A 25372-nucleotide genomic window follows, 5' to 3' on the forward strand; every position below is an offset into this window, starting at 1 on the left:
CATCGTGTTCGTCGCGAAGTGCCGCCGCTTAGGCGGTATCCTCGCTGCGGGATTCCAACCCGCGTAAAAAACACGCGGTTTTCCACCTCTTGCTCGGCGTCACTTCTGAACGCGACTTACTGGCATTTAGACCGTGCCGTTTCAGGGGAGTGATGCTCTGCTTCTCCCCCTGAAAATTGGGGGGTTATTGCATTAAAATCAGTAGCTTATGTGATAAATACCCCACCCCAACCCTCCCCTAAGTAGGGGAGGGAGCAAGACAAACCCCACTGAAACGGCTCGGTTGAGATGCCAGTAAGTCGCGTTCAGAAGTGACGCCGAGGGAGTGGTTCGAGACCTATGGCTCGAACCCGAACTGAGGGAACCGCCTAAGCGGCGGCACTTCGCGACGATCACTAAGGTGCCTGAAACACGTCCATTCCAACCCTGCGCAGCCTCGATCTCCCAGCAATAAAAAGCGCGGGAGTCCAGAGGGCGCGCGCTTACGCGCCTTCTGGGCCAGTTTGCGTGGCAACGCAAGGTCTTGAACTTGAACTTGAACTTGAAGCTGAACTTGAAGTTTAATTTAAAAAGGCCCAGTAATTCCTCAATTACCCCCCTCCCAATAAGGCTTCTCCCCATATTTCTCTACCAGAAAATCAATCACCGCCCGAACCTTCAGCGACAGCCGTTTCCCCTGTGGGTAGAGCGCGGAGATGGTTGGAGTTTCAAGCTGGGTTGAGACTTGATACTCCTCTAGCACGCTGACCAGTCGACCGTCGTGCAGTGCCTCACCAATGAGCCATGTAGGGAACACCACCAGCCCCATGCCGTTGATGGCTGACTGAGTCAGGGTCTCGGCGTTGTTGCCCGTGAGTACCCCGCGCAGGCTGTAGGCTTGCCATTCTGTAGACGAGCGTGCTGAAGAGGACTTAGGGCGGAAGAACCAGCGCTGGGAGCCTACGTAGCCTTTAAAAACCAAACAGCTGTGTTGCAGAAGATCTTCAGGCGAGGTGGGCATCCCGGCTTTTGCCAGATAGTCGGGGCTGGCGGCGAGACTGTATCGCTGCACGGCCAAGGTCCGGGCTTGCAGCGAGGAGTCAGCCATCACGCCAATGCGGATCAGCAAGTCCGTGGCGTCATGCAGTGGGTCGATAAAATCATCGGTCTGCATCAGCTCAATCTGCAACTTGGGGTAACGGGCGCACAGCTCGTGCAGCCAAGGGGCGATGTGGCGCTGGCCGAAGACAATCGGCGCGTTAATCTTAACCAGGCCGCTCGGCTCCAGATCTTGCTCCTGCAAACCGCGCTCGGCTTGGGCGATTTGGTCCAGCACCTGTCGAGCATGGTGGCCTAACAACTTGCCCGACTCGGTGGGGCTAACGGCACGGGTATTGCGGTAGAGCAACTGGGTTTGCAGGGCTTGCTCCATCTGCTGAATAACCCGCGATACGCTTGATGGCGAGAGGGCTTCGCGTCGCGCTACTTCTGAAAAACTCCCTAAATCCAATACGGCGACAAACAGCTTTAGAGATTTGAAATTGATCTGATTAAAACCTTCCATCTGTGCGTTTCTCGCAAAGGTATTTTCGAGATTGTCCTGTTTTTTGCAATGAAATGCCACGCTATAGTCCGCATCTTTGCCAATTGATTAACAGGAAAACCATGAATCTGTTGTTAATACCGCTGGTAGTGCTGGCGGGAATGGGGTTGTCGATGGAGGCGGGGCTGATTGGTCCGCTGGGGACAGAGGTGGGGCACCTATGGGCCACGCTGAGCATCTTTGGTGTCGGCACTGTGCTGACCGGCTTGTTGGTGCTGTTCTTCGGCCCGCGCAACGCGGTGTCCTACAACCAGCTGCCGGGCTGGCAAATGCTCGGCAGCGCGCTAGGGCCGGTTTACGTCATCGTGCTGACGCTGGCGACGCCGGTGATTGGTATCGGCTTAACCATGATTGCCGTGCTTTCTGGGCAGGTGGCGAAAAGCCTGTTAATTGATCATTTTGGCTGGTTCGGCACCACGGCCAAGAAGGTTGGCGGTGAGCGCCTGCTGGCGCTGGTGTTTATTGTCGCCGCGCTAATTCTGATTGCCTGGAGCTGAAGATGACTGAATTGATTATGATTGTGTTGGCGGTGATCGCCGGTGCTGCGCTGAGCATGCAGGCGGCGGTTAATGGCAAGTTAGGTGAGCAGGTTGGAGTATTAAAAAGCGCCTTTCTGACCTTCGGCGTGGGTGCCGCCATTACCGCGTTGCTGGTGCTGTTTTTGCAAACTCCGCAATCCGCCACGCTGCTGACCGTGCCGAAGTGGCAGCTTATGGGGGCGCTATTTGGCGTGCCTTACATCATCATCATGGTGATTGCCGTTCCGCGCATCGGCACCGCCGCCGCGACGGTGGCGGTGATCCTCGGCCAGCTGGCGATGGGGATGCTGATTGATAACTTTGGCTGGCTGCACAACCCCACCATTGGGCTTTCATGGCATCGTCTTGCGGCGATCCCTTGTCTGGCTATCGCGCTGTGGCTGATTTATCGCAGTGACCGTTCGCGTTAAAACCGTTTGCGTCAAATCAGGCGCGGATCGAAGGCCATCGGCTGCTTTTCAACACTCGCCAGCAGTGGCGAAAAATCAGGGTGCAGCGGATTCACAATGACGTTGAATTCGCTGGGCACGATCACCGACGGCACGCGCAAACCCACGCTGCTGGCAGACTGTAGCCACGCTTCGCCGAGGCTCTGAGTGCTGTCCGGTGGCGAAGGATCTTTCCAGTCTTCGCTCAGGTTGTCGAGATTCAGCTGCTCCAGTTTTTCATCAGGAATATCAATGCTCAGCAGGGTGTAAGACTGAAGTAATAGGCTGCTTTGCAGATGGACCATGATCTCAAGGATCGCCAGTGAGATGCTGGTGGCGAGATAGACCACCGGCTTGCCGGGAGGGTTCCAGCGCCCGCCGTAAAGTTGGGCGCCGGTTCCTGACCAGGCGGTGGAGAGGTGTTTGGTCTTGACGATGCGGTACAGCCTCACCCAAAGACCCCGTATTCCAGACGGCCAATCAGGCGGTTGACTTCTAACGCACCGGCTTCTGAAGCCAGCATCTCTACCGGCGGCACGCCGCCGAGTGCGGGAGCAGGGCGACGTATCCAATCAAGGGCGGCGCTGCGGTCGCCTTCGAAGAGATCGGTTGCTGCGTCAACGATGCGTATCAGGCGGGCTACGCGCTCACTTTCATCCGTTTTCAACAGCCCATTTTCGGCTTTACGACGAGCAAAACTGCGCTCGTTGATCCCCATTATTTCCAGTAGTGCCATTTTTGACCATCCCAGTTCGGCATTCAGACGGTTGATACTATCAACTGAAAAACCTTTCTGTATGGCGTTAATCAAACTGATTCCTCCACTTGCGGGAAGCCCCGCAGATTGCCACAAACGCATTGCAGGAAGTGGGGCGTTTTTGGAATGCAGCTCTGAAATTTTACTCTCCATAACAGACTCCTTTTATCATTCGGCTAATTGTCATTACTATAGCACGACAAATGGCAGGTGTACGTATTTGGCACAATTTGCGAAGCTTTCTTTGCACTCCCTTATCATCCATTTATGAACTTTGTGTGACGGCAATCACACAAAGTGTGTATGAAGATGAAACAGAAATTGACAAACATTGACCAAATCTATTTATTAGCTAACAAAATTTGAACCTGAACTGTGGCGACTGGAAATTTCAGCGCCTTTGTAATAAAGGCTCGCAATCGGTTGCGGATCACAGTTTTGAATTCTTTTTTATGCGTAGTGATGTGGCACGCCAATTACGGTTTTAAACATTTAGTCAGATATAGCAGGACAATAACCTGTAAATCCGACCTGACTGTTTCGTAAAAATTGTCTCCTTCTGGCAAAAGGAGTTGCTCTCTAACCGCTCCCTGGTAAATCAATGAACAATAAAATAATTGCAGCTGGCGCACTTTTAGCTTTGTCTTACAGCGCGACCGTACTGGCTGACGACACACAAGGCGAATTCGTTTCTGACTGGTGGCATCAAAGCGTTAACGTGGTGGGCAGCGCGGATACGCGTTTCGGACCAACCATCCGTAACGACGTCTACCTCGAATATGAAGCTTTTGCACACAAAGACTGGTTCGATTTCTACGGCTATATCGATATTCCTAAGACTTTCGGCGCGGGTAACGGTAACGACACCGGTATCTGGGATAAGAACGGTTCTCCGCTGTTTATGGAAATCGAACCTCGCTTCTCTATCGACAAGCTGACCGGCACTGACCTGAGCTTCGGTCCGTTCAAAGAGTGGTACTTCGCGAACAACTATATCTACGATATGGGCCCGAACAGCGATAACCGCCAGAACACCTGGTTCATGGGTCTGGGTACCGATATCGATACTCACCTGCCAATGAGCCTGTCCCTGAACGTGTATGCGAAATACCAGTGGGAAAACTACGGTGCGGCGAACGAAAACAGCTGGGACGGCTACCGTTTCAAAGTGAAATACTTCGTTCCATTGACCCCACTGTGGGGCGGTAACCTGAGCTACATCGGGTTCACCAACTTCGACTGGGGTTCAGATTTAGGTGACAACGACTTCACAGACGTGAACGGCCGTAAAGCGCGTTCAAGCAACTCTGTTGCGTCAAGCCACATTCTTTCTCTGAACTACACCCACTGGCACTACTCGTTCGTGGCGCGTTACTTCCACAACGGCGGCCAGTGGCAAGATGGCGCAGAGCTAAACTTCGGCAACGGCAACTTCGACGTGAAGTCTACCGGCTGGGGTTACTACGCGGTTATCGGTTACAACTTCTAATCAGATGCCTCGCGCACATTGTTAAAAACCCGGCCTTGCAGCCGGGTTTTTTTATGGGCTTATTTCTTGGCAGCAATCACCACCACCACCTGATTGCCGTTCTCCGGCTTCAGGCTGAAATCCACCTCTTCTCCTTCTTTAATATTGTTCAGCAGCGCCGGATCGGCGACTTTAAAGCCCATGGTCATGGCTGGCCACTGGATAGCCGGGATCGGACCGTGCTGCAAGGTCACCATGCCGTTAGCGGTGTCGATTTTCTTGACCACGCCGCTGGCTTTGGCGACATCACTTTTGGCGCTATTGCCCGACATATCCATTCCGGCCATGTCGCCCGACATGCTGGTAGCAGAAGCAAACTGCGGCGCAGCGGCGAAAATGACGGCAGAGAGTGCGAGGGTTTTGATGAGTTTAGACATGTTATTTCCTTCCTTATTTGTGTTGAATGATTGAGGTGTTTTCAGTTGGGGTGGTGCGTGCAAAGCGGCGCGCGGCAAGCAGGCGCCAGAGTGCGGGGATAATAAACATCGACAGCAGCGGGGCAGTTATCATGCCGCCGACCATCGGCGCGGCAATTCTGCTCATCACTTCAGAACCGGTGCCGCCGCTCCAAAGAATCGGTAGCAGGCCTGCAAGAATAACCGCCACGGTCATGGCTTTCGGCCTGACGCGCAGGGTCGCGCCTTCGCGGATAACTTCATCCATTTCTCGCGCTGAGATTGGCAAGTTGTTCGGGTTGTGGGCCTGCATTGCTTGGCGCAAATAAACCAGCATGATCACCCCAAACTCCGCCGAAACCCCCGCCAGCGCGATAAAGCCGATGCCGGAGGCAATCGACAAGTTATAGCCGAGCAGGTAGAGCAGCCAGATACCGCCGACCATGGCGAACGGCAGGGTGAACATCAGCAGCAGGGCCTCTTCGACCCGGCGGAAAATCAGATACAGCAGCAGGAAGATGATGGCTAAGGTGGCTGGAACCACCAGTTTCAGGCGCTGTACCGCGTGTTGTAGGTATTCGAATTGCCCGGCGTACTCAACGCTAAGCCCCGGCGGCAGGTGCAGTTGCTGGTCCACCGCGTGGCGCAGTTTTTCGACCACCGAGGTTACGTCGCGGCTGTTCGCGTCGATATATACCAGCCCCGACAGGCGGGCATTTTCAGTTTTCACCATGGTTGGGCCAGAGCTAATGCCCAGCGCGGCGACCGTGCCGAGGGTGATTTGCTGGCCGGACGGCGTGTAAATCGGCAACTCGCGCAGCCCGTTGAGCGAATCGCGGATCTCGCGCGGATAGCGCAGGTTGATGGGGTAACGCGCCAGCCCTTCGACGGTTTCGCCAATGTTCGCGCCGCCAATCGCCGAGGAGACAATCGCCTGCACGTCGGCAATGTTCAGCCCGTAGCGGCTGGCCTCGGCGCGGTTGATGTTCACGTCGATGTAGTGGCCGCCGTTCAGGCGTTCCGCCAGTGCCGAGTTCACCCCCGGCACGCTTTTCGCCAGCTTTTCGATGGCCTGCGCGGTGTGGTCGATGGCCTCCAGCGAAGGCCCCAAAATACGCACGCCGATCGGGCTTTTAATTCCGGTCGCCAGCATATCGATGCGGTTACGAATTGGCGGCACCCAGATGTTTGCCAGCCCCGGCACCTTCACCACGCGGTCCAGCTCTTGCACCAGTTTGTCCGGCGTCATGCCTTTACGCCACTGGTCGCGCGGCTTGAACTGAATGGTGGTTTCGAACATTTCCACCGGCGCGGGGTCGGTGGCACTTTCGGCGCGCCCGGCTTTGCCGAATACGCTTTGCACTTCCGGCACAGTTTTAATCAGCCGGTCGGTCTGTTGCAGCAGTTGCGAAGCCTTGGACACCGACAGCCCCGGCAGCGCCGACGGCATATACAGCAGGTCGCCCTCGTCAATGGCTGGCAAAAACTCCGAGCCAATCTTGTCTAGCGGCCATACCACGGTAAACAGCGTCAGCGCCGCCAGCAGCAGCGTCAGCTTAGGCCAGCGCAGCACCCAGTCGAGCATTGGCCGGTAGACCCGGGTCAGGCCGCGGTTAATCGGGTTGCGGGTTTCATCGGGAATTCGGCCACGGATCCAAAAGCCCATCAGTACCGGCACTAGCGTGATGGAGAGCAGAGCAGCCCCGGCCATGGCGTAGGTTTTGGTGAAGGCCAGCGGGCCGAACAACTTGCCCTCCTGCGATTCCAGCGTGAAGACTGGAATAAACGACAGGGTGATCACCAGCAGGCTGAAGAACAGCGCCGGGCCGACTTCCGTTGCCGCATCGCTAATCACCGCCCAGTGCGCCTGACCTTCCAGCTTCTCGCCGGGATGCTCGGCGCGCCAGTGCTCAATCTTCTTATGGGCGTTTTCAATCATCACGATGGCGGCATCGACCATCGCGCCAATGGCAATCGCAATGCCCGCCAGCGACATCATGTTGGCGTTAATGCCCTGAATGCGCATCAGCAAAAAGGCAAGCATAATGCCAAGCGGCAGGGAGATGATCGCCACCAGCGCCGAGCGGAAGTGCCACAGGAACAGCGCGCAGACCAGCGTCACCACCACAAATTCCTCAATTAATTTATGGGTGAGGTTGTCGATGGAGCGATCAATCAGCTTGCTGCGGTCATACACCGGCACCACTTCCACGCCGTCCGGCAGGCTGCGCTGCAACTCGTGCAGTTTCTGCTTCACGCTGGCAATGGTCGCCCGGGCATTTTCGCCGGAACGCAGCACGATCACGCCGCCGACGCTCTCTCCCTGACCATTAAGATCAGCCACGCCTTGGCGCAGCTCCGGCCCCACTTGCACCGTCGCCACGTCGCCCAGCGTAATTGGAATGCCGTTCTCAACGCTGAGCGGGATTTTCCTGAAGTCGTCGAGGGTCTTCAGGTAGCCCGAAGCCCGCACGATATAGTCGGTTTCCGCCAGCTCCAGCACGGAACCCCCGGCTTCCTGATTGGCCTGCTGCACGGCGTTAACCAGGGTTTGCTGAGCAATGCGATAAGCCGCCATCTTCACCGGGTCGAGCACAATCTGGTACTGCTTGACCATGCCGCCGATGCTGGCAACCTCCGCCACGTTCGGCAGGCTTTTCAGCTCGAAGCGCAGGAACCAGTCCTGTATGCCGCGCAGCTGGCTGAGGTCGTGCTTGCCGCTTTTATCCACCAGCGCGTACTCATACACCCAGCCAACCCCGGTGGCGTCTGGCCCGAGAGCCGGTTTCGCCCCCGCCGGTAAGCGTGACTGTACCTGGCTGAGATACTCCAGCACCCGCGAACGCGCCCAGTAGAGGTCAGTGCCTTCCTTGAAAATCACGTAGACGAAGGAGTCGCCGAAAAACGAATAGCCGCGCACCGTCTGCGCGCCGGGCACCGACAGCATGGTGGTGGTCATTGGGTAGGTGACCTGATTCTCGACGATTTGCGGCGCTTGCCCCGGATAGCTGGTGCGCACGATCACCTGCACGTCGGAGAGGTCCGGCAGGGCGTCGACCGGCGTGGTATTAATGGCCCAGATCCCGGCGGCGGCGATAAACAGCGTCGCCATTAACACCAGAAAACGGTTGGCGATAGACCAGCGGATCAGCAGAGCGATCATGGCTGCGTCCCTCCGTTTTGTGCCGTGTCCATCTTGTCCAGAACGCCCTGCAGGCTGGCTTCTGAATCAATCAGGAATTGGCCGGAAGCCACCACCTGCTGGCCCGCTTGCAGGCCGGAGAGCACCTGAGTGCGGCCTGCGGATTCAGCTCCAAGCTGGACTTCTACCGGCGCGAAGTGGTGGTTAGCCTCGCTGACAATCACCACGTTGCGCAGGCCGGTGCGAATAATCGCCTCGCTCGGCACTGACAGGCTGTCAGCCTGAGTGCTGCTTTGCAGGCTAACCTGCGCAAACATCCCCGGCCTGATCAGTTGCTGCGGGTTGGCAACTTCAATCCTGACGTTTAGGGTCCGGCTCGCCGCGTCGGCCACCGGGAGAATGGCGCTGACTTTGCCGCTAAAGGTTTTTCCGGGATAAGCCGGGAAGCTGATTTGCGCCATTTGCCCGTTTTGCACCTGTGCGGCCTGCGCCTCGGGAACCGCCACTTGCAGCCAGACGCTGGAGATGCCGTTGAGCTGCAACAGCGTGCTGCCGTTGGCGACCGTCATACCTTGGCGAATGTCGAGTGACTGGATCACGCCGCTGATGGGCGCGGTGAGGGTGTAGACCGGCTGGGCCTTGCCGCTGCGCGTGACCTGATTAATCAGCGAGGCGGGCATGCCGAGCAGCACCAGACGCTGTCTGGCTGCGGCGCGCAGTGCGCTGTCACCGCCGTGCAGCAGGGCCAGATACTCCCCCTGAGCGCCCGCCCAGTCTGGCATCAGTAAATCCACCAGTGGTGCACCGGCGGCCACTACGTCACCCGCCGCCAACGGGTAGCTGCGCTGCACAAAGCCGTTGCTGCGCGCCTGCACAATTGCCACGTCGCGGTCATTGAGCACCACGTTAGCCACGGCGCGAATGCTGGAGGTGATTGGCCCTTGGGCCACCGGCGCTAAACGAATCGCTAAGTTCTGCACCATGCCGCCGTCAATTTTCACGCCGCTGTCCGCAGTGGTTGCGTCTGCCGCGTCGGCGTATTTCGGCACCAGCTGCATGTCCATAAATGGCGACTTACCCGGCTTGTCGAAATGCTGGGCTGGAGCCATTGGGTCATACCAATAGAGGGCTTTCGGCTCGGCCGCCGTGGCGGTTTTGGCCGGATCTTGTTGCGCCGCCGAAGCTTGGCTTTTCGCCAGCCAATAGCCCGATGCGCCGCCAGCCGCGATGCAAAGCAGTGCCAGAGCCGCCAGCTTGAAGGATTTACTTGTCATCATTGAACTCCAGCAAAGGTGTAATAGAGGGCGGCGGCCAGCTGGTCGCGCTGGCTTTGCAAACCGGCTTTTCTCAGCTGCTGCTCAAGCACCGCGCTGCGGGCATTAATCAGGGCCGCGCCGTCGCTTGTGCCGCGCGAATAACCGGCGGTGAGCAGAGAGACTTTTTGCCGGGCGAGGGGCAGCCACTGCTGGTCGATGCGCGCGATCTGCCGTCCGAGGGTGGCGTAGTCGGCGAGATCGTTGTCCAACTGGTTGGTTAATTGGCGAATGGCGGCGTCGCGCAGTTCGCCGACTTGGGTGAGGTCGAGGGTTTTGGCGGCGATGATCGGGTCTTGGCGGCTGGCGGCAAACAGCGGCAGGCCGACGGTGAACTGCACCGACACCATGTTGCCGTACATCGGGTCACGACGCTGATAATCCAACTCCACGCTCCAGTCCGGCTTTTTCTCCGCCTCGGCGGCGCGCAGTTCGGCTTTAGCCTTGGCTGTGTCGCTGTTGAAAGCCTGAATTTTGGCGGTTTTTTGCAAGGACTTGAGGTAGCTCGCGCCATCCACCGGCAGGTCCGGGGCGTGGCCGACCAGCGGCTGCTCGGCATCCTGCCCGATATAGCGGCTGAGGGTGGCGGTGGCAACGCGCAGTTCGCGGCGCAGCTGGTCTTCGCGATCCGCCAAGTCTGCCCGTTTTTCATCGGCATTCAGCGAGTCGGCAAGGCCCGTGCGCCCAGAAACCACCTGAGCCTGTAGGGCTTTGCCCAGCGCGTCATTTTCATGCTCAAGCTGCTGCAATAGCCCGAGCTGTTCTTCGAGGTAATAGCGGGTTATCCATGCCACGGCCGCGCCCTGTGCCACGTCGACTTGCAACACATGGTGTTGTGATCCGGCTTGCTGGATTTGCGCGCTGGCGACATCTTCCCGCGCGTCGCGCTTGGCGGAGTTAGGGAAATCCTGCATCACGCCGAGCTTCTCCATGGTCATGGACTCTTCGGTGAAGGAGTTGGCGGCAGGGCCGGAGATGGGAAAGTTGTCGATGCCAGTCACCAGTTTCGGGTCAGGCAAGGCACCGGCCGGAATAGCCGAGGACTGCGCCGAGCGCACGGCGGTTTGGCTGGCAGAGAGTTCGGGTGATTGCTGTAACGCGCTGCTCACCGCATAGCTGAAGGTCAGCGGCGCGGCGTGAGCCAAGGGCGCAAGTCCCACCAGCAAAAGCTGGGCAGGAAGATAGAACGATTTGAAGGACATCGTGGTGATCCCATGAAAGTAACGGCACGCGCGATGGCATACCTATTCCGCCAAGCCACAGGCTGGACGGCGTTAACAGTCGTTAAGAATCACGCAAGCCGAGGAGGGCGCCACTGGCCTTCAAGAGGAGGAGAAAAGGGAGTTTCCGGGGTAGGTTGAGCCTCTGCGTGGTAAGGCGCAGATAAATTCAGCGGAGCAAAGGAGGTCAAAATGGTGTTGAGGTTGCAGTTAGAACCAAACTTACAGTTTTGGCCGCTCTGCTGTTTGCCGTGCGAAGAGGACAGGGCGTTTTTGCTCGCCATGCAGTCATCAGGCATCCCCTCCATGCCGCTCATGCCCGCCATGGAGGGCATAGTCGGAGCGCTGGACGAGGTTTCCGTCATCAGATTACATTGCGCCATCAAGTTCATCGACGCCAGCCCCAGAGAGGGCAGCGTAATGGACAAAATCAGCAAAATAAGCAGACGGATCTTTTTCATGAACCGGAGTGTAAGTTAAGTGTTTGAAATTTGCATCTGCTGATAATTAACAAAACGTGACAGCAGCTACCAAACTAGATCTTCCAGTTTTTCACTTTACTCATCAACGAATTATCCTGCTTTAACATCTGGGAAATCTCCGGGTTTTTATAGCGTTTTGCCACGTCGCGGGCCGTCTCACCCTGTCGATTCTTTACATTCAGATTGATATTTGGGTGGCTGAGCAGCAGGGCAATCCCTTGGCTGTTACCGGATTTGGCGCAGATGTGCAGCGCCGTGTCGCCCTTGTGATTGTCCTGCAAATTGACGTCAACGTCGGGGCGCGACAGCAGCAGCTTCATCGGTTTCATGTCGGGCTGGGAGAGGGTTTTCACATACTGATTGTGCATAAAAGTCACGCCGCTGAACCGGCTGCGCATATGCAGCGGCGACTGGCCGCTGGCGTTCTTCTGGTCGGGGTCGAGGCGTCGGTCGTTGAGCAGGCTCTCGGTCATGCTGCGGCTCGGCAAGTCCTTACTCAGCACAATATGCAGCGGCGTGTTGCCTTGGCGGTCGCCTTTGTTGACATCAATGTTGGGTGAGTTGAGCAGCGCGCTGACGCTCTGCTTGTCCCCGCGCTGAATCGCCCGGCTCAGCGGTGGCGTCTGGTTGCTATCCGCCAGCGTATTATTGATATCCACCCCGGCGTGTTGGATGAGCGACGAAATGAGCTCATGCTTCATCTGCCCAATCGCCGAGTTGAGCAAGCCGGTGCCTTCCTTCTGTAACAGGTTCGGGTTGGCGCTCAGGGCTTTGTTCAGCATGATGGGGAATAGGGATGAGTCATAATGCAGCAAAGCCTGACGCAGATTCTCCGCCGTCGGCACCGCGCCGGGGTAGGACGCCAGCATGTTGACGATCTCTTTCCGCGAGCCAGAGACCGCGCAGGCCCAGGCATTATGCGAGCCGTGCTGGAAATGCGTCGGCTTATTAATCAAGTCAGGATTAATGCGGCTGGAAAGAATAAAACGCACGGTTTTTTCATCCCGCCCCAGCACGGCTTTAAGCAACTGTTGCTGCTTCTCGCCCTCGGGGAAGGTGCTGAAGGTGTAGAGCGCGTTGGCGCGGCTGTGCTTGTCCGTCTCTGACATCGCCGCCAGCGACTTTGCATCATCTTTCAGGTTTGAAAAAACGTTGTGCAGCAGCTCGCTCGGCAGATGTCCGTGTTTTTGAACTTCCATGACGTCTCGCTTAGTTGACCAGTTAATGCCAATAGAACCCCGCCTGTCAGCAGGGGATTTCCCAATAAGTGGTCTTGAAACGGCTTCGGTTCCGAAAATAACGCAAATTAGCGCCGCGTCATGCCCTTCCTCGGACAAATACCTACCACCTGCCTGAAAAATGACCACGCCAGGAGGCGATCTCCTTGTGGCGTTGTGGCATAATGCGCGCCAAATCACATTCCTAATTAAGAGCGAGCGTTGTGTTAAGTACTTACAACATCACCATGCAATTCGGCAGCAAGCCGTTATTTGAAAATATTTCCGTGAAATTTGGCGGCGGCAACCGTTATGGCCTGATCGGCGCGAACGGCTGTGGTAAATCCACTTTCATGAAGATCCTCGGCGGCGACTTAGTGCCTTCCGGGGGTAACGTCGTGCTCGACCCGAACGAACGTCTGGGTAAGCTGCGTCAGGACCAATTTGCGTTCGAGAAATTCTCCGTTCTCGACACCGTTATCATGGGCCACACCGAGCTGTGGGCCGTGAAAGAAGAGCGTGACCGTATTTACGCCTTGCCAGAAATGAGCGAAGAAGACGGCTATAAAGTGGCCGATCTGGAAGTGGCTTACGGCGAGATGGATGGCTACAGCGCGGAATCTCGCGCCGGTGAGCTGCTGCTTGGCGTGGGTATTCCGGTTGAGCAACATTATGGCCCGATGAGCGAAATCGCCCCGGGGTTTAAACTGCGCGTATTGCTGGCTCAGGCGCTGTTCTCCGACCCAGAAATTCTGCTGCTCGACGAACCGACGAACAACCTGGACATCGATACCATTCGCTGGCTGGAGCAGGTGCTGAACGAGCGTAACAGCACCATGATCATCATTTCGCATGACCGTCACTTCCTGAACATGGTCTGTACTCATATGGCGGATCTGGACTACGGCGAACTGCGCGTTTATCCGGGCAACTACGACGAGTACATGACAGCGGCCACTCAGGCTCGTGAGCGCCTGACTGCCGACAACGCCAAGAAGAAAGCGCAAATCGCTGAGCTGCAATCTTTCGTGAGCCGCTTTAGTGCCAACGCCTCTAAATCTAAACAGGCGACCTCGCGTGCCCGTCAGATTGATAAAATTCAGCTCGACGAAATCAAAGCGTCCAGCCGCCAAAACCCCTTCATCCGTTTCGAGCAGGATAAGAAGCTGTTCCGTAACGCGCTGGAAGTGGAAAAACTCACCAAAGGTTTTGATAACGGCCCGCTGTTTAAAAATCTGGGTTTGATGCTGGAAGTGGGCGAGAAGGTCGCCATTCTCGGTGCCAACGGTATCGGTAAATCGACCTTGCTGAAAACGCTGGTAGGCGACCTTGAGCCAGACAGCGGCAGCGTGAAATGGTCCGAAAACGCCAAAATCGGTTACTACGCGCAGGATCACGAATATGAATTCGATGAGACGCTGAACGTATTCGACTGGATGAGCCAGTGGAAATCCGAGAAGGATGACGAGCAGGCAGTTCGCGGTATCTTAGGCCGTTTGCTGTTTGGTCAGGACGATATCAAGAAGAAAGTAAAAGTGCTTTCTGGTGGTGAGAAAGGCCGCATGCTGTTCGGGAAACTGATGATGCATCGTCCAAACATCCTGATTATGGATGAGCCAACCAACCACATGGATATGGAATCCATCGAATCACTGAACATGGCGCTGGAGATGTACGAAGGCACGCTGATCTTCGTTTCCCATGACCGCGAGTTTGTGAGTTCCTTGGCAACGCGCATCATCGAGATCACGCCGAACAAGATTGTCGATTTCTCAGGTACGTACGAAGATTATCTGCGTAGCAAGGGCATTGATAACTAAATCCTCTGCATCCTTCGCGCTGCCTCGGCGTTGGCTGCCCGCGCTCGCCCCGGTCACATACTTGTGTATGCTCCCGGGGTCTCGCTTAGTTGCCGCCTTGATGCAGCACGAATGATTTTGAGGATTACAAGCTAAATGCTCCACAAAAAACCGCCCCGAGAGGCGGTTTTTTTATGCGTGAAATTAGCGTTTATGGATTGCCGCAGACTTCGCATCCGGGGTGTTTGGTCAGTTTCATCTCTCTGAACTGCATGGTCATGGCGTCAAACATCAGTAATCGGCTGCGCAGGGTTTGGCCGAAGTGGGTGAGCAGTTTGATGGCCTCCATGGCTTGCAGGCTGCCAATGGTGCCGACCAGCGGGGCCATAACGCCGGCTTCGACGCAGGTCAGGGCGTTTTCGCCAAACAGTCGGCTGAGGCAGCGATAGCAAGGCTCGTCCGGCTGATAGGTAAACACGCTCAGCTGGCCTTCCATGCGGATGGCGGCCCCTGATACCAAAGGCGTTTTGAGCTGGAAACAGGCGCGGTTTAGCTGGTCGCGAATGGCCACGTTGTCGGTGCAATCCAGCACTAAATCACAGCGACCGATGACGTCCTGCAACTCGCTTTCGTCCAACTGGTGGTCAATCTGCGTCAGCGCCACGTGCGGGTTAATTGCCGCCAGAGCCTCGGCAGCAGAGGCTACTTTAGGCATGCCGATGCGCGCGTCGGTGTGCAGAATCTGCCGTTGCAGGTTGGAGAGCGACACGGTGTCGAAGTCCAACAGCGTCATTGAACCTACGCCCGCCGCCGCCAAATATTGCGCGGCGGCACAGCCTAAACCGCCCAGCCCAACTACCAGCACCTGGCTGGCTTTCAGCTTCTCCTGCCCGTCGAAATCAAAGCCCTTCAGCACTATTTGGCGGTTATAGCGCAGGGTTTCGGCGTCAGTCAGTTCAGGCAGTGTATTCATCGTTAGCCTCTCAGCAGGGCGTTAAAAGGTTCGACATCCACCCATTCGCCAGCGGCTACGCGGCCACGTTCGCGCTCCAATACCACAAAACAGTTGGCTTGGCTGAAGGAGCTAAATACGTGCGAACCCTGATGCCCCGTGCTGCGCACCTCTAATTCACCCGTGGCGCTGGTGGTGAAAATTCCGCGCTGAAAATCCAAACGCCCCGGCGATTTGCCAAACGGCGTCACGGCTTTGGCTTTAAAGCGCGGAGGCAGCGACCAACTGCTGTAACCACTTAGCCCGGCGATAAACGGCTGCACCATTTGATAGAAGGTGAGGGCGGCGGAGACCGGATTGCCCGGCAGGCCGCAGAACCAGGCATTTTTCAGTTTGCCGAAAGCGAAAGGCTTGCCCGGCTTAATCGCCAGTTTCCAGAAGCCAATCTCGCCCAGCTCGTCGAGCATCTTTTTGGTGTAATCGGCTTCGCCCACCGAGACGCCGCCGCTGGAAATCACCAGATCCGCATAGTCATCGGCCTGCTCAAACGCGTGGCGCAGCGCCTGCGGGTCATCGCGAATAATGCCTAAATCCAGCACCGCGCAGCCCATTTGCTCCAGCATCAGGCGAACCGCAAAACGGTTGGTGTCATAGATTTGGCCTTCCTGTAAAGGCGTGCCGACGGGCTGTAGCTCATCGCCGGTGGAGAAAATCGCCACTTTCAGCGGCTTGAATACCTCGACTTGCTCAATGCCCAGCGAGGCCAGCAGCGGCAGCTCCGCCGCGCCGAGACGCACGCCTTTGGCTAAGACGCTATCGCCCTGTTTGATGTCGTCACCAATCAGGCGGATGTTCTGGCCCGGCTGAACGTCGGCGGTGAAGCGCACGCCCGCATCGCTCACTTCGGCCTGCTCCTGCATGATGACGGCGTCCGCGCCTTGCGGCACCGGCGCGCCGGTCATGATCCGAATGCAGCTTCCCGCAGGCCAGTCGCCGTTAAAAGGCGCGCCGGCGAAGGCTTTGCCCGCCACCGGCAGCACCGCGTCATCGTGTAGGTCGGCGCAGCGCACGGCGTAACCGTCCATCGCCGAGTTATCAAAGGGCGGCACGAAGACCGGGGAGCGCACCGGCGCGGCGGTAATGCGGCCCGCGGCGGCGGTCAGCGGCACGGATTCAGCGTCTGACGGGGGTTTCGAGGCGATGTGCCCCTGCATTTTGTCCAGTGCGTCTTGCAGCGAAATAAGACCTGCGGTGTTGAATTCCATCATAAATTCCTTGTGTGCCTGCCGACGTGTTGACGGCTGAGTGGGGCAAAAGCATGGGATCATTATGTCAGACTACGCAAAGGAAGAGAAAATGGCGGGCAAAAAATCGATAGTTAGCGTGAATAACTTTTACAGAAAAATTGAGATCGATCCCGAAATTAATATGAAAACCTAGGTATTATTACCGACAGTTTTGTGATGTAGCGCACAAATTAATGTCTATTGCCGTTGGGAGTTGCATTGTGATGAAAAAAAACCGCCATCAAGCGATCCTTCGGTTGGTGGACGAACATGAGGTAGTTCAAGTCAGCGAATTGGCCGAATGGCTGAATGTCAGCTTAGAAACGATTCGCCGCGACCTCAGTGAAATGCAGGATCAGGGGTTAATCTTGCGCCGCCACGGCCGCGCTCGCCGCCTGATCCAGCAGCCGACCACCGGCTGGGTAAACAGCCTGCAACAGGCACCGCGGCTTTAACGCGAAAACCAAATCTGTTGCGCAGAATGCAAAAAGGGAAGACATCGCTGTCTTCCCTTTTTTATGCTTCATCCACGGTTAGCGGGCGATCAGTGCCCCGACGCGTTGTGGTGAATCTTTTCCGCTTTACTCTTAATCCCGGCAATCACCACCGCAATCACCAGCAGCACGTAGGAGATGCTGGCGATATTCAGCGCCCAGAACAGGCCGAATTCGCGGTGAATAAAGGAGGAGAAAGAGGCGAAGATCAAGGTGCCGACTGACGCCGTGGTCAGCAGCGCCGAGGTCAGCGTCGGTGGCGATTTCTTCACTTGCAGGCTGCCGTAGCTCATCAGGCCAGAGAACATGCCGGAGTTACAGAAGCCGAAGACGCCCACGCCAATCATCACCAGCGTAGTGGATTCGCTATGTGTTACGACGCTCAGGCTAATCAGGCCAACAATGGCGGAGATCAGCAGGAAGGTGCGCAGCTTGACGAAACGCACGGTGAACTGGTTGAGGAACAGGCCAATCGCCTTCACCGTCCAGTAAATGGTGATGTAAAACGCCGAGCGGTCAGCATCCAGATGGAAGTGCTCGAGCAGCCAGCTTGGCATCCACAGGGTAAATACCAGCTCGCTGAAAACAAACGCGAACAGCGCGAAGCACAGCACGTAGGCCGCGATGCCCCAAGGCTCTTTCGCCACATCTTGGTTAGAAACGCTTTTTTCCGGCTGCGGAACGGACGGGAATTTCTGCCCAACGCACAGCAAAATCATCAATAGGCTCAGCGTCCCCATGATGCCGTACATCGCCAGCCAGCTCGCGCCATGCTTGAACAGGAAACCGAGCAGCAGGGAGAGGGTCATACCGGAGAGGGCGAAGAAGAAGTCGGTGAAAATCAGGTTGGCAGAGCGCTTTTTCGGGTCGTCATTGATACGCACCACCAGATAGCTGCCAATCGACATCATCAGGCCCGCGGTGGAGCCAATCAGGAACACGCCAATGCCGAACAGAGTTATAGAAGGCATCAGGAATAGGGCGATACAGGTCAGCACGGAAATCACCGAGCCGGTGATCAGCTGCTTGCCCAAATCGAATTTACGCATCAGCAGGCCGCTGACCATAATCGGCAGGAACAGGCCGATGTTCATCAGGGAGAACATCAAACCAATAAACGCCGGATCTTTATTGAACGCGGTCGCAACCGGCCCGATAACAATACCTAGCGTGGAAACCAGTCCGCCGGTAAAAAAGTAACTCAGCCACGAGATAACGTTAATCCGGCGGCGGTTGTACACAGTATCCATAACCTATTTCCTAAGAGTACTCTTCATCCTTCGCTGTCCGGCGGGTTGCCATCCTACGAAAACTTGAGCATTTGAGTATGTAAAAGCCGTTTTAAGAGAGTGGGAAGCCTTGCCAGAGACACCTTGCACCACGAAATCCCCTCTATGCTACGCATCAGCGGGGCATTTGGCACCCAGCCGTAACGTAAATTATTTTGGGGATAGGACGTTTATTATTCCTGTTATTTAGACGTTTGTCTCGCCTGTTTATACGATCCCATTATTTAATTTTCCTAAATATTCTAAGCAATTAGCTTATTAATTCTGGTTATACATTTCTGCTTTACATACTGTAGCGGGCTAAATATAGTCAAAAAAAGCTCGATCTAACCTTTTATTAACACAGGGTACAGCGCGAATGAGTTCTACGACTCCTGCTCCTGATGCTTCTATTTTGGACAAAAAGCGTCCGGTTATTGCGATACATGGTGGTGCCGGGGCTATTACCCGATCCGCCATGAGTGCTGAAAAAGAGCAGCGCTATCTTCAGGCGCTGGAGAGCATTCTCGCCAGCGGACAGCAGATTTTGGCGGCGGGCGGCAGCGCTTTAGATGCCGTGACCGAAGCCGTGCGCCTGCTCGAGGAGTGCCCGTTATTCAACGCCGGAACCGGCGCGGTGTTTACTCATCAAGGCACCCACGAGCTGGACGCCAGCATTATGGATGGCCGCACTTTGGACGCGGGTGCCATTAGCTGCGTTAACCATATTCGTAACCCCATTCTTACCGCCCGCAAAATCCTTGAAGTCAGCCCGCACGTGATGTTCACCGGCGAGGGTGCCGAGCGTTTTGCGCGTAACCACGGGCAAGAAATGGTGGCAGCCGACTTCTTTTCGACCCAAGACCGCTATGACCAACTAACTCGCGCCATTGCCAGCGAAAGCGGCGTGGTGCTCGATCACGACGGCGCGGCGGCGGGATCTGACGATCCTCTCGATGCCGATCGCAAATTCGGCACGGTAGGTGCCGTGGCCCTCGACGCTGAGGGTAATCTGGCTGCCGCGACTTCAACCGGCGGCATGACCAATAAGCAGGCCGGGCGCGTGGGCGACTCGCCGATTATCGGCGCGGGCTGCTATGCCAATAACCAGACGGTGGCAGTCTCTTGCACCGGAACTGGCGAAGTCTTTATGCGCAGCGTCGCAGCCTATGATGTGGCGGCTTTGGTAGATTACGCGGGGCTAACCTTGCAGCAAGCAACCGACAAAGTGGTGATGGAAAAGCTGGTCGCCCTCGGCGGCTCCGGCGGCCTGATTGCCGTGGATAGCTTGGGCAACGTGGCTTTGCCGTTTAACAGTGAAGGGATGTATCGCGGCGTGGCTTACGTGGGAGAACGGCCAAATGCAGCCATCTACAAATAAGTCGCTAATTCTGCCGGACAACCAGGTGCTGTCCGCGCGCGACCTCAGCGTGCGCTTTCACCATGAAGGTCAGGCAATTGAAGCCGTGCGTAATCTCAGTTTCGACGTGCATCGTGGCGAAACGCTGGCGATTGTTGGCGAATCCGGCTCGGGGAAATCCGTCACCTCGCTGGCGCTGATGCGTCTGGTGGAGCAGGGCGGCGGGCAAATCACTCAGGGTCAGGTGCTGTTCCGTCGGCGCAATGGCGAAGTTGTGGACACCACCGCGGCGTCGCAATCGTCAATGCGCTCGCTGCGCGGTGCTGATATCGCGATGATTTTTCAGGAGCCGATGACCTCACTCAATCCGGTGTTCCCGGTGGGCGAGCAGATTGCCGAATCCATCCGTTTGCATCAGGGAAAAGATCACCGTACCGCGCGCGCCGAAGCCCTGCGCATGCTGGATTTAGTGCGTATTCCCGAAGCGAAAAACATTCTCGACAGCTACCCGCACCAGCTCTCCGGCGGGATGCGCCAGCGGGTGATGATTGCCATGGCGCTGTCGTGCAAACCGGCGCTGCTGGTGGCCGATGAGCCAACCACGGCGCTGGATGTGACCATTCAGGCGCAAATTTTGCAGCTGGTCCGCGTGTTGCAAAAAGAGATGAATATGGGAGTGATTTTTATCACTCATGATATGGGCGTGGTGGCGGAAATTGCCGACCGCGTGCTGGTGATGTATCGCGGTAATAAGGTGGAAGTTGGGGATGTCAGCACGGTTTTCCGCGCGCCCCAGCATCCTTATACCAAGGCGCTGCTCTCCGCCGTGCCTAAGCTGGGGGCGATGACCGGCAAAAACCTGCCGGCCCGTTTCCCGTTGCTGGTTCACGACGAGGCGGCTGGCGAATCGCTGGCGAATTTAACCCAAGACACGTTGAAGCCGGGCGCGCAGCCTGTGTTGCAAGTTCGCGACTTAGTCACCCGTTTCAACCTGCGTGGCGGCATCCTCAACCGCGTCACGCGTCAGGTTCACGCGGTGGAAAAAGTCAGTTTTGACCTCTACCCGGGCGAAACGCTGGCGCTGGTGGGCGAGTCCGGCTGTGGCAAATCCACCACCGGGCGCTCTCTGCTGCGGCTGGTGGAAAGTCAGGGGGGAAGTATCACCTTCAACGGCCAGACCATTACCGACCTGAAGGGCCCGGCGCTGCAACATTTACGCCGTGATATACAATTTATCTTTCAGGACCCTTATGCCTCGCTCGACCCGCGCCTCACCGTCGGCTACTCCATTATGGAGCCGCTGCTGGTGCACAACGTGGCGCGCGGCAAAGAGGCCGAGGCGCGAGTGGCGTGGTTGCTGGAGAAAGTGGGGCTGCTGCCGGAGCACGCGCAGCGCTACCCGCACGAGTTCTCAGGCGGCCAGCGGCAGCGAATTTGCATTGCCCGCGCCCTGGCGCTGAACCCGAAAGTGGTGATTGCCGATGAGTCCGTCTCGGCGCTGGATGTGTCGATTCAGGCGCAGATCGTCAATCTGCTGATGGATTTACAGCGCGAGTTTGGTATCGCTTTCCTGTTTATTTCCCATGACATGGCGGTGGTGGAGCGTATTAGCCACCGCGTGGCGGTGATGTATCTTGGGCAAATTGTTGAAATTGGCCCAAGACGCGCGGTGTTCGAGAATCCTCAACATGCTTACACCCGCAAGCTGATGGCGGCCGTGCCGGTCGCCGATCCTGCCCACCGCAGCAAAGAACACGCGCTGCTGGTGGATGATATTCCAAGCCCGATCCGCGCACTGCATGATGAGCCTGTGGTTTCGCCATTAGTGCGAGTCGCAGAAGGGCATTATGTTGCAAGGCACGCCGTTGGCGGCCTGTACTGATTCTGGTGTAGTCATAAAGATAAGTCACTTTGACAGCAATTATAAAAAGGAAAATTGGATGCAAACATTGAAGGGTAAGGCAGGGCTTCGCAAAGCCATCCTCGCGGTCGCCGTGGTTGGCGGACTGGCTTCCGGCTCTGCATGGGCAGCAAAAGACGTCACTATCGCCGTTGGGTCGAACTTCACTTCTCTTGACCCGTATGATGCTAACGACACCTTGTCGCAGGCAGTGGCAAAATCGTTCTATCAGGGCCTGTTCGGCTTTGATAAAAACCTGAAACTGGTCAACGTGCTGGCTGAAAGCTACACCGTGAGCAAAGACGGTCTGGTTTACACCATCAAACTGCATCCGGGGATCAAGTTCCAGGACGGCACCGACTTCAACGCCGAAGCAGTAAAAGTAAACCTTGATCGCGCCAGCAACCCTGACAGCCACCTCAAGCGTTACAACCTGTTCAAAAACATCGATAAGACCGAAGTCGTTGACGCCAACACGGTGAAAATCACCCTGAAGACGCCATTCTCGGCCTTCATCAACAACCTGGCGCACCCGTCTGCGGTGATCATCTCCCCGGCGGCGCTGACCAAGTACGGCAAAGACATCGGCTTCCACCCGGTGGGTACTGGCCCGTACGTGCTGGACCAGTGGAACCAGACTGACTTCGTAAAAGTGAAGAAATTCGACGGTTATTGGAAGAAAGGTGAGCCGAAGCTCGACTCTATTACCTTCCGCCCGGTGGTGGATAACAACACCCGCGCCGCGATGCTGCAAACCGGTGAAGCTGATTTCGCCTTCCCGGTGCCTTACGAGCAAACCGCGCTGTTGGAGAAAAACACCAAGCTTGATGTCGTGACCGCGCCGTCAATCCTGCACCGCTACATCAGCTTTAACGTGACCCAGAAGCCGTTTGATAACCTGAAAGTTCGTCAGGCGATCAACTACGCCATCAACAAAGACGCGCTGATTAAAGTCGCCTTTGCCGGTTACGCCGTGCCGTCTGAAGGCCCGCTGCCGCAGGGCATCGAGTATGCTGCCAAATTCAAACCTTGGCCTTACGACCCGGCTAAGGCTAAAGAGCTGCTGAAAGAAGCGGGCTACCCGAACGGTTTCACCACCACTTTGTGGTCTTCGCACAACAGCAGCACCGCGCAGAAAGTGATTCAGTTTGCTCAACAGCAGCTGGCTCAGGTGGGTATCAAAGTGACCGTGACCGCGTTTGACGCCGCGCAGCGTGCCGCTCAGGTGGAAAACGTCGGCCAGAAAGATGCGGGTGTTCGCCTGTTCTACACCGGCTGGTCAGCCTCTACGGGGGAAGCAGACTGGGCATTGACGCCGCTGTTCGCCACTCAGTCAGCACCGCCTAAGCAGTTCAACACCGCGTTCTATAGCAACCCAGCGGTGGATAAAGACTTGGCCGATGCCCTGAAAACTACGGATAAAACCGAGAAAGCCAAGCTGTATCAAGATGCGCAGACCAAAATTTGGGATGACGCACCTTGGGCCTTCCTGGTCACCGAGCGTCTGGTTTCTGCTCAGAACAAGCGCCTGAGCGGCTTCTACGTGATGCCGGATACCTCATTCAACTTTGACGATGCGGACGTGAAGTAATCACTTTCGACTAGCTCAGTTCATTAGGGGAAGCAGGGAGTGGGGTGCTCAAAGAGGGCCTCACGTCAGGCTTCCCCGTGAATTTGTTTCTTGCTAACGTCTCAGAGGTTTTTTTAATGGGCGCAGTTAATCTGTCATGCTGAATTACTTCCTAAAACGATTACTCGGATTGATACCAACCCTGCTCATTGTGGCAGTGTTGGTTTTTCTGTTTGTACATTTGCTACCAGGCGACCCGGCGAGACTGGCGGCGGGGCAGGATGCTGACCAGAGCGTTGTTGAACTGGTTCGCAAAGATCTGGGCCTCGATAAGCCGCTTTACCAGCAATTTTTCACCTTCTTCAGCCACGCTCTGCGCGGCGACTTCGGCCACTCAATGGTGTCGAAGCGCCCGGTGATTGATGAGATTGGCTCGCGATTCCTGCCCACCCTGTGGCTGACGCTCACCAGCATGGTCTGGTCGGTGATTTTTGGGCTGGTGATTGGCGTGGTGTCTGCCGTTTGGCGCAATCGTTGGCCTGACCGCGTGGGCATGGCGCTGGCGGTCTCCGGCATCTCCTTCCCGGCGTTTGCCCTCGGTATGCTGCTGATGCAGGTGTTCTCGGTGCAGCTCGGCTGGTTGCCGACTATCGGCGCAGACGGCTGGCAGCACTACATTCTGCCTTCTATCACGCTAGGCGCGGCGGTGGCGGCGATCATGGCCCGCTTCACTCGCGCTTCTTTTGTCGAGGTGATGCAAGAGGACTATATGCGCACCGCGCGTGCCAAGGGCGTGCGCGAAACGCTGGTGGTGGTGAAACACGGCCTGCGTAACGCGATGATCCCGGTGGTGACCATGATGGGCCTGCAGTTTGGCTTCCTGCTCGGCGGCTCTATCGTGGTGGAGAAAGTCTTCAACTGGCCGGGGCTAGGGCGTCTGCTGATTGATTCGGTAGAAATGCGCGATTACCCGGTGATTCAAGCCGAAGTGCTGCTGTTCTCACTGGAGTTCATCCTGATCAACCTGTTGGTCGACATGCTTTATGCAGTCATCAACCCTTCAATTCGTTACAAGTGAGCATGCGCATGAAAAACTGGCGGCGTAATGCCGTGCTGGCCTCGATGCCGGTGATAACCGCGGAGTCGGTGCAAAAGCAGCAGGTGCGCACACCCTGGAAGGCGTTCTGGCGGCGTTTTCGCCAACAGCACATTGCCTTGGCGGCGGGTGTCTTCATTTTATTGATGATTGCGGTGGCTGCGCTGGCCCCGTGGATTGTGCCATTTGATGCTGAAAACTATTTTGACTACGACCGCCTGAATGAAGGTCCTTCACTGATTCACTGGCTGGGCGTTGACTCTCTCGGGCGGGATATTTTCAGCCGTATTTTGATGGGTGCCCGTATTTCTCTGGCGGCGGGCGTGCTGTCGGTGGTGCTGGGCGGCATTATCGGCACGGTATTTGGGCTGCTGGCGGGCTACTACGAAGGCTGGTGGGATCGCATCACCATGCGCGTCTGCGACGTGCTGTTTGCTTTCCCCGGTATTCTGCTGGCGATTGCCGTGGTAGCCGTAATGGGCAACGGCATGTCGAACGTGATCATCGCGGTGGCGATTTTCAGCATCCCGGCCTTTGCCCGTCTGGTGCGCGGCAATACGCTGGTGCTGAAACGCCAGACCTATATTGAGTCGGCGCGCAGCATTGGCGCTTCTGACTTCACCATCCTGTTCCGCCACATTCTGCCCGGCACGCTGTCAGCCATTGTGGTCTATTTCACCATGCGCATCGGCACCTCAATCATCACCGCCGCCAGCCTGTCGTTCCTCGGCATGGGCGCCCAGCCCCCGACGCCAGAGTGGGGCGCGATGCTCAACGAAGCCCGCGCCGACATGGTTATGGCCCCGCACGTGGCGATTTTCCCCAGCCTGGCGATATTCCTGACGGTGCTGGCGTTTAACCTGTTAGGGGATGGGTTGAGGGACGCGTTAGATCCGAAATTAAAAGGGTAAGAAGGGAGGGCTTTTGGAAAAGCCCTTCAAAACCGTGGGCGCCGGCCCACACCGGGCAAAGGGGGCGTAAACGCGCCCCCTTGTGCAATCCCGCGTTTTTTCTGTTGGGAGATCGAGGCTGCGCAGGGTCGGA

Annotated in this window: 22 protein-coding genes; 10 read left to right on the forward strand and 12 right to left on the reverse strand. The window is 56.6% G+C overall.

Annotation, left to right across the window (positions count from 1 at the left end; all coding sequences use genetic code 11):
* Positions 1-586: 586 nt before the first annotated feature.
* Positions 587-1543 (reverse strand): LysR family transcriptional regulator, encoded by a 957-nt coding sequence (locus ACT3RR_RS02205; RefSeq protein ID WP_496199644.1) that lies wholly within the window; start codon positions 1541-1543, stop codon positions 587-589.
* Between the two features lie 101 nt (positions 1544-1644).
* On the opposite strand from ACT3RR_RS02205, the gene ACT3RR_RS02210 reads away from it, so the two are divergent.
* Entirely contained in the window at positions 1645-2079 is a 435-nt protein-coding gene (locus ACT3RR_RS02210) for a DMT family transporter (protein WP_034788958.1), read from the forward strand.
* A 2-nt stretch (positions 2080-2081) separates the two neighbouring features.
* Positions 2082-2531 (forward strand): DMT family transporter, encoded by a 450-nt coding sequence (locus tag ACT3RR_RS02215; RefSeq protein ID WP_100937662.1) that lies wholly within the window; start codon positions 2082-2084, stop codon positions 2529-2531.
* A gap of 11 nt (positions 2532-2542) precedes the next feature.
* Here ACT3RR_RS02215 and ACT3RR_RS02220 read toward each other — a convergent pair whose 3' ends face one another.
* Both ACT3RR_RS02220 and parS read right to left on the reverse strand, forming a co-directional pair.
* Positions 2543-3001 carry an RES family NAD+ phosphorylase gene (locus ACT3RR_RS02220; RefSeq protein ID WP_496199645.1) on the reverse strand — a complete coding sequence of 153 codons (459 nt, stop codon included), beginning with the start codon at positions 2999-3001 and terminating at the stop codon, positions 2543-2545.
* Entirely contained in the window at positions 2998-3459 is a 462-nt protein-coding gene (gene parS, locus ACT3RR_RS02225) for an Xre family toxin-antitoxin system antitoxin (protein WP_353501490.1), read from the reverse strand. The genes ACT3RR_RS02220 and parS overlap by 4 nt, the downstream gene beginning before the upstream one ends.
* 448 nt (positions 3460-3907) lie before the next feature.
* Here parS and ACT3RR_RS02230 point away from each other — a divergent pair, with 448 nt between their 5' ends.
* Positions 3908-4795: a nucleoside-specific channel-forming protein Tsx gene (locus ACT3RR_RS02230; protein ID WP_496199646.1), complete on the forward strand. Its 888-nt coding sequence runs from the start codon at positions 3908-3910 to the stop codon at positions 4793-4795.
* Positions 4796-4854: 59 nt separating this feature from the next.
* Here ACT3RR_RS02230 and ACT3RR_RS02235 read toward each other — a convergent pair whose 3' ends face one another.
* The 6 genes from ACT3RR_RS02235 to ACT3RR_RS02260 all read right to left on the reverse strand — a co-directional run bounded on the left by ACT3RR_RS02235 (position 4855) and on the right by ACT3RR_RS02260 (position 12585).
* On the reverse strand, positions 4855-5211 hold the full coding sequence (locus ACT3RR_RS02235; RefSeq protein WP_496199647.1) for a copper-binding protein: 357 nt from the start codon (positions 5209-5211) through the stop codon (positions 4855-4857).
* A 13-nt stretch (positions 5212-5224) separates the two neighbouring features.
* A complete protein-coding gene (locus ACT3RR_RS02240) occupies positions 5225-8392 on the reverse strand; it encodes an efflux RND transporter permease subunit (protein WP_496199648.1) in 3168 nt (1055 codons plus the stop codon).
* Complete coding sequence (locus tag ACT3RR_RS02245) at positions 8389-9648, reverse strand: efflux RND transporter periplasmic adaptor subunit (RefSeq protein WP_353501494.1); 1260 nt, start codon at positions 9646-9648, stop codon at positions 8389-8391. Before ACT3RR_RS02245 ends, ACT3RR_RS02240 begins: the two co-directional genes overlap by 4 nt.
* Positions 9645-10886, reverse strand: coding sequence for a TolC family protein (locus ACT3RR_RS02250; protein ID WP_496199649.1), 1242 nt, complete (start codon positions 10884-10886; stop codon positions 9645-9647). The genes ACT3RR_RS02245 and ACT3RR_RS02250 overlap by 4 nt, the downstream gene beginning before the upstream one ends.
* 89 nt (positions 10887-10975) lie before the next feature.
* Positions 10976-11365, reverse strand: a complete 390-nt coding sequence (locus ACT3RR_RS02255) for a hypothetical protein (protein WP_496199650.1) — start codon at positions 11363-11365, stop codon at positions 10976-10978.
* Between the two features lie 74 nt (positions 11366-11439).
* Positions 11440-12585 carry an ankyrin repeat domain-containing protein gene (locus tag ACT3RR_RS02260; protein WP_496199651.1) on the reverse strand — a complete coding sequence of 382 codons (1146 nt, stop codon included), beginning with the start codon at positions 12583-12585 and terminating at the stop codon, positions 11440-11442.
* A gap of 242 nt (positions 12586-12827) precedes the next feature.
* Here ACT3RR_RS02260 and ACT3RR_RS02265 point away from each other — a divergent pair, with 242 nt between their 5' ends.
* Positions 12828-14423: an ABC-F family ATPase gene (locus ACT3RR_RS02265; RefSeq protein WP_072009864.1), complete on the forward strand. Its 1596-nt coding sequence runs from the start codon at positions 12828-12830 to the stop codon at positions 14421-14423.
* Positions 14424-14613: 190 nt separating this feature from the next.
* Here ACT3RR_RS02265 and moeB read toward each other — a convergent pair whose 3' ends face one another.
* Positions 14614-15375, reverse strand: a complete 762-nt coding sequence (moeB, locus tag ACT3RR_RS02270) for a molybdopterin-synthase adenylyltransferase MoeB (protein ID WP_496199652.1) — start codon at positions 15373-15375, stop codon at positions 14614-14616.
* Between the two features lie 2 nt (positions 15376-15377).
* Positions 15378-16622, reverse strand: a complete 1245-nt coding sequence (gene moeA / locus ACT3RR_RS02275; protein WP_496199653.1) for a molybdopterin molybdotransferase MoeA — start codon at positions 16620-16622, stop codon at positions 15378-15380.
* 242 nt (positions 16623-16864) lie between these two features.
* Between moeA and ACT3RR_RS02280 the strand changes: the two genes are divergently transcribed.
* Entirely contained in the window at positions 16865-17095 is a 231-nt protein-coding gene (locus ACT3RR_RS02280; protein ID WP_353503929.1) for a DeoR family transcriptional regulator, read from the forward strand.
* An 89-nt stretch (positions 17096-17184) separates the two neighbouring features.
* Here ACT3RR_RS02280 and tsgA read toward each other — a convergent pair whose 3' ends face one another.
* On the reverse strand, positions 17185-18384 hold the full coding sequence (gene tsgA, locus ACT3RR_RS02285; RefSeq protein ID WP_496199654.1) for an MFS transporter TsgA: 1200 nt from the start codon (positions 18382-18384) through the stop codon (positions 17185-17187).
* Positions 18385-18781: 397 nt separating this feature from the next.
* On the opposite strand from tsgA, the gene ACT3RR_RS02290 reads away from it, so the two are divergent.
* From ACT3RR_RS02290 to gsiD, 5 genes are all read left to right on the forward strand, one after another.
* Positions 18782-19783: an isoaspartyl peptidase/L-asparaginase family protein gene (locus ACT3RR_RS02290; RefSeq protein WP_496199655.1), complete on the forward strand. Its 1002-nt coding sequence runs from the start codon at positions 18782-18784 to the stop codon at positions 19781-19783.
* The gene (gene gsiA / locus ACT3RR_RS02295; protein ID WP_496199656.1) at positions 19764-21644 is read left to right on the forward strand and encodes a glutathione ABC transporter ATP-binding protein GsiA; all 1881 of its coding nucleotides are present in this window, start codon (positions 19764-19766) and stop codon (positions 21642-21644) included. Before ACT3RR_RS02290 ends, gsiA begins: the two co-directional genes overlap by 20 nt.
* A 58-nt stretch (positions 21645-21702) precedes the next feature.
* The gene (gene gsiB / locus ACT3RR_RS02300; RefSeq protein WP_353501502.1) at positions 21703-23253 is read left to right on the forward strand and encodes a glutathione ABC transporter substrate-binding protein GsiB; all 1551 of its coding nucleotides are present in this window, start codon (positions 21703-21705) and stop codon (positions 23251-23253) included.
* A 136-nt stretch (positions 23254-23389) separates the two neighbouring features.
* A complete protein-coding gene (gsiC, locus tag ACT3RR_RS02305) occupies positions 23390-24310 on the forward strand; it encodes a glutathione ABC transporter permease GsiC (RefSeq protein ID WP_100937647.1) in 921 nt (306 codons plus the stop codon).
* Between the two features lie 2 nt (positions 24311-24312).
* Positions 24313-25239, forward strand: coding sequence for a glutathione ABC transporter permease GsiD (gene gsiD, locus ACT3RR_RS02310; RefSeq protein ID WP_353501503.1), 927 nt, complete (start codon positions 24313-24315; stop codon positions 25237-25239).
* Positions 25240-25372 lie beyond the last annotated feature (133 nt).

Source organism: Ewingella sp. AOP8-B2-18 (assembly GCF_052376015.1).
GTDB classification, from domain to species: Bacteria; Pseudomonadota; Gammaproteobacteria; order Enterobacterales; family Enterobacteriaceae; genus Ewingella; species Ewingella allii.

Bases quoted from the DNA above. Each gene is read 5' to 3' on its own strand.
- moeB (WP_496199652.1), bottom strand. From the start codon at position 15,375: ATGAATACACTGCCTGAACTGACTGACGCCGAAACCCTGCGCTATAAC.
- ACT3RR_RS02205 (WP_496199644.1), bottom strand. From the start codon at position 1,543: ATGGAAGGTTTTAATCAGATCAATTTCAAATCTCTAAAGCTGTTTGTC.
- ACT3RR_RS02235 (WP_496199647.1), bottom strand. From the start codon at position 5,211: ATGTCTAAACTCATCAAAACCCTCGCACTCTCTGCCGTCATTTTCGCC.
- ACT3RR_RS02250 (WP_496199649.1), bottom strand. From the start codon at position 10,886: ATGTCCTTCAAATCGTTCTATCTTCCTGCCCAGCTTTTGCTGGTGGGA.
- gsiB (WP_353501502.1), top strand. From the start codon at position 21,703: ATGCAAACATTGAAGGGTAAGGCAGGGCTTCGCAAAGCCATCCTCGCG.
- ACT3RR_RS02240 (WP_496199648.1), bottom strand. From the start codon at position 8,392: ATGATCGCTCTGCTGATCCGCTGGTCTATCGCCAACCGTTTTCTGGTG.
- gsiA (WP_496199656.1), top strand. From the start codon at position 19,764: ATGCAGCCATCTACAAATAAGTCGCTAATTCTGCCGGACAACCAGGTG.
- tsgA (WP_496199654.1), bottom strand. From the start codon at position 18,384: ATGGATACTGTGTACAACCGCCGCCGGATTAACGTTATCTCGTGGCTG.
- ACT3RR_RS02215 (WP_100937662.1), top strand. From the start codon at position 2,082: ATGACTGAATTGATTATGATTGTGTTGGCGGTGATCGCCGGTGCTGCG.
- ACT3RR_RS02245 (WP_353501494.1), bottom strand. From the start codon at position 9,648: ATGATGACAAGTAAATCCTTCAAGCTGGCGGCTCTGGCACTGCTTTGC.
- gsiC (WP_100937647.1), top strand. From the start codon at position 23,390: ATGCTGAATTACTTCCTAAAACGATTACTCGGATTGATACCAACCCTG.
- ACT3RR_RS02280 (WP_353503929.1), top strand. From the start codon at position 16,865: ATGAAAAAAAACCGCCATCAAGCGATCCTTCGGTTGGTGGACGAACAT.
- moeA (WP_496199653.1), bottom strand. From the start codon at position 16,622: ATGATGGAATTCAACACCGCAGGTCTTATTTCGCTGCAAGACGCACTG.
- ACT3RR_RS02290 (WP_496199655.1), top strand. From the start codon at position 18,782: ATGAGTTCTACGACTCCTGCTCCTGATGCTTCTATTTTGGACAAAAAG.
- ACT3RR_RS02210 (WP_034788958.1), top strand. From the start codon at position 1,645: ATGAATCTGTTGTTAATACCGCTGGTAGTGCTGGCGGGAATGGGGTTG.
- ACT3RR_RS02255 (WP_496199650.1), bottom strand. From the start codon at position 11,365: ATGAAAAAGATCCGTCTGCTTATTTTGCTGATTTTGTCCATTACGCTG.
- ACT3RR_RS02230 (WP_496199646.1), top strand. From the start codon at position 3,908: ATGAACAATAAAATAATTGCAGCTGGCGCACTTTTAGCTTTGTCTTAC.
- ACT3RR_RS02260 (WP_496199651.1), bottom strand. From the start codon at position 12,585: ATGGAAGTTCAAAAACACGGACATCTGCCGAGCGAGCTGCTGCACAAC.
- gsiD (WP_353501503.1), top strand. From the start codon at position 24,313: ATGCGCATGAAAAACTGGCGGCGTAATGCCGTGCTGGCCTCGATGCCG.
- parS (WP_353501490.1), bottom strand. From the start codon at position 3,459: ATGGAGAGTAAAATTTCAGAGCTGCATTCCAAAAACGCCCCACTTCCT.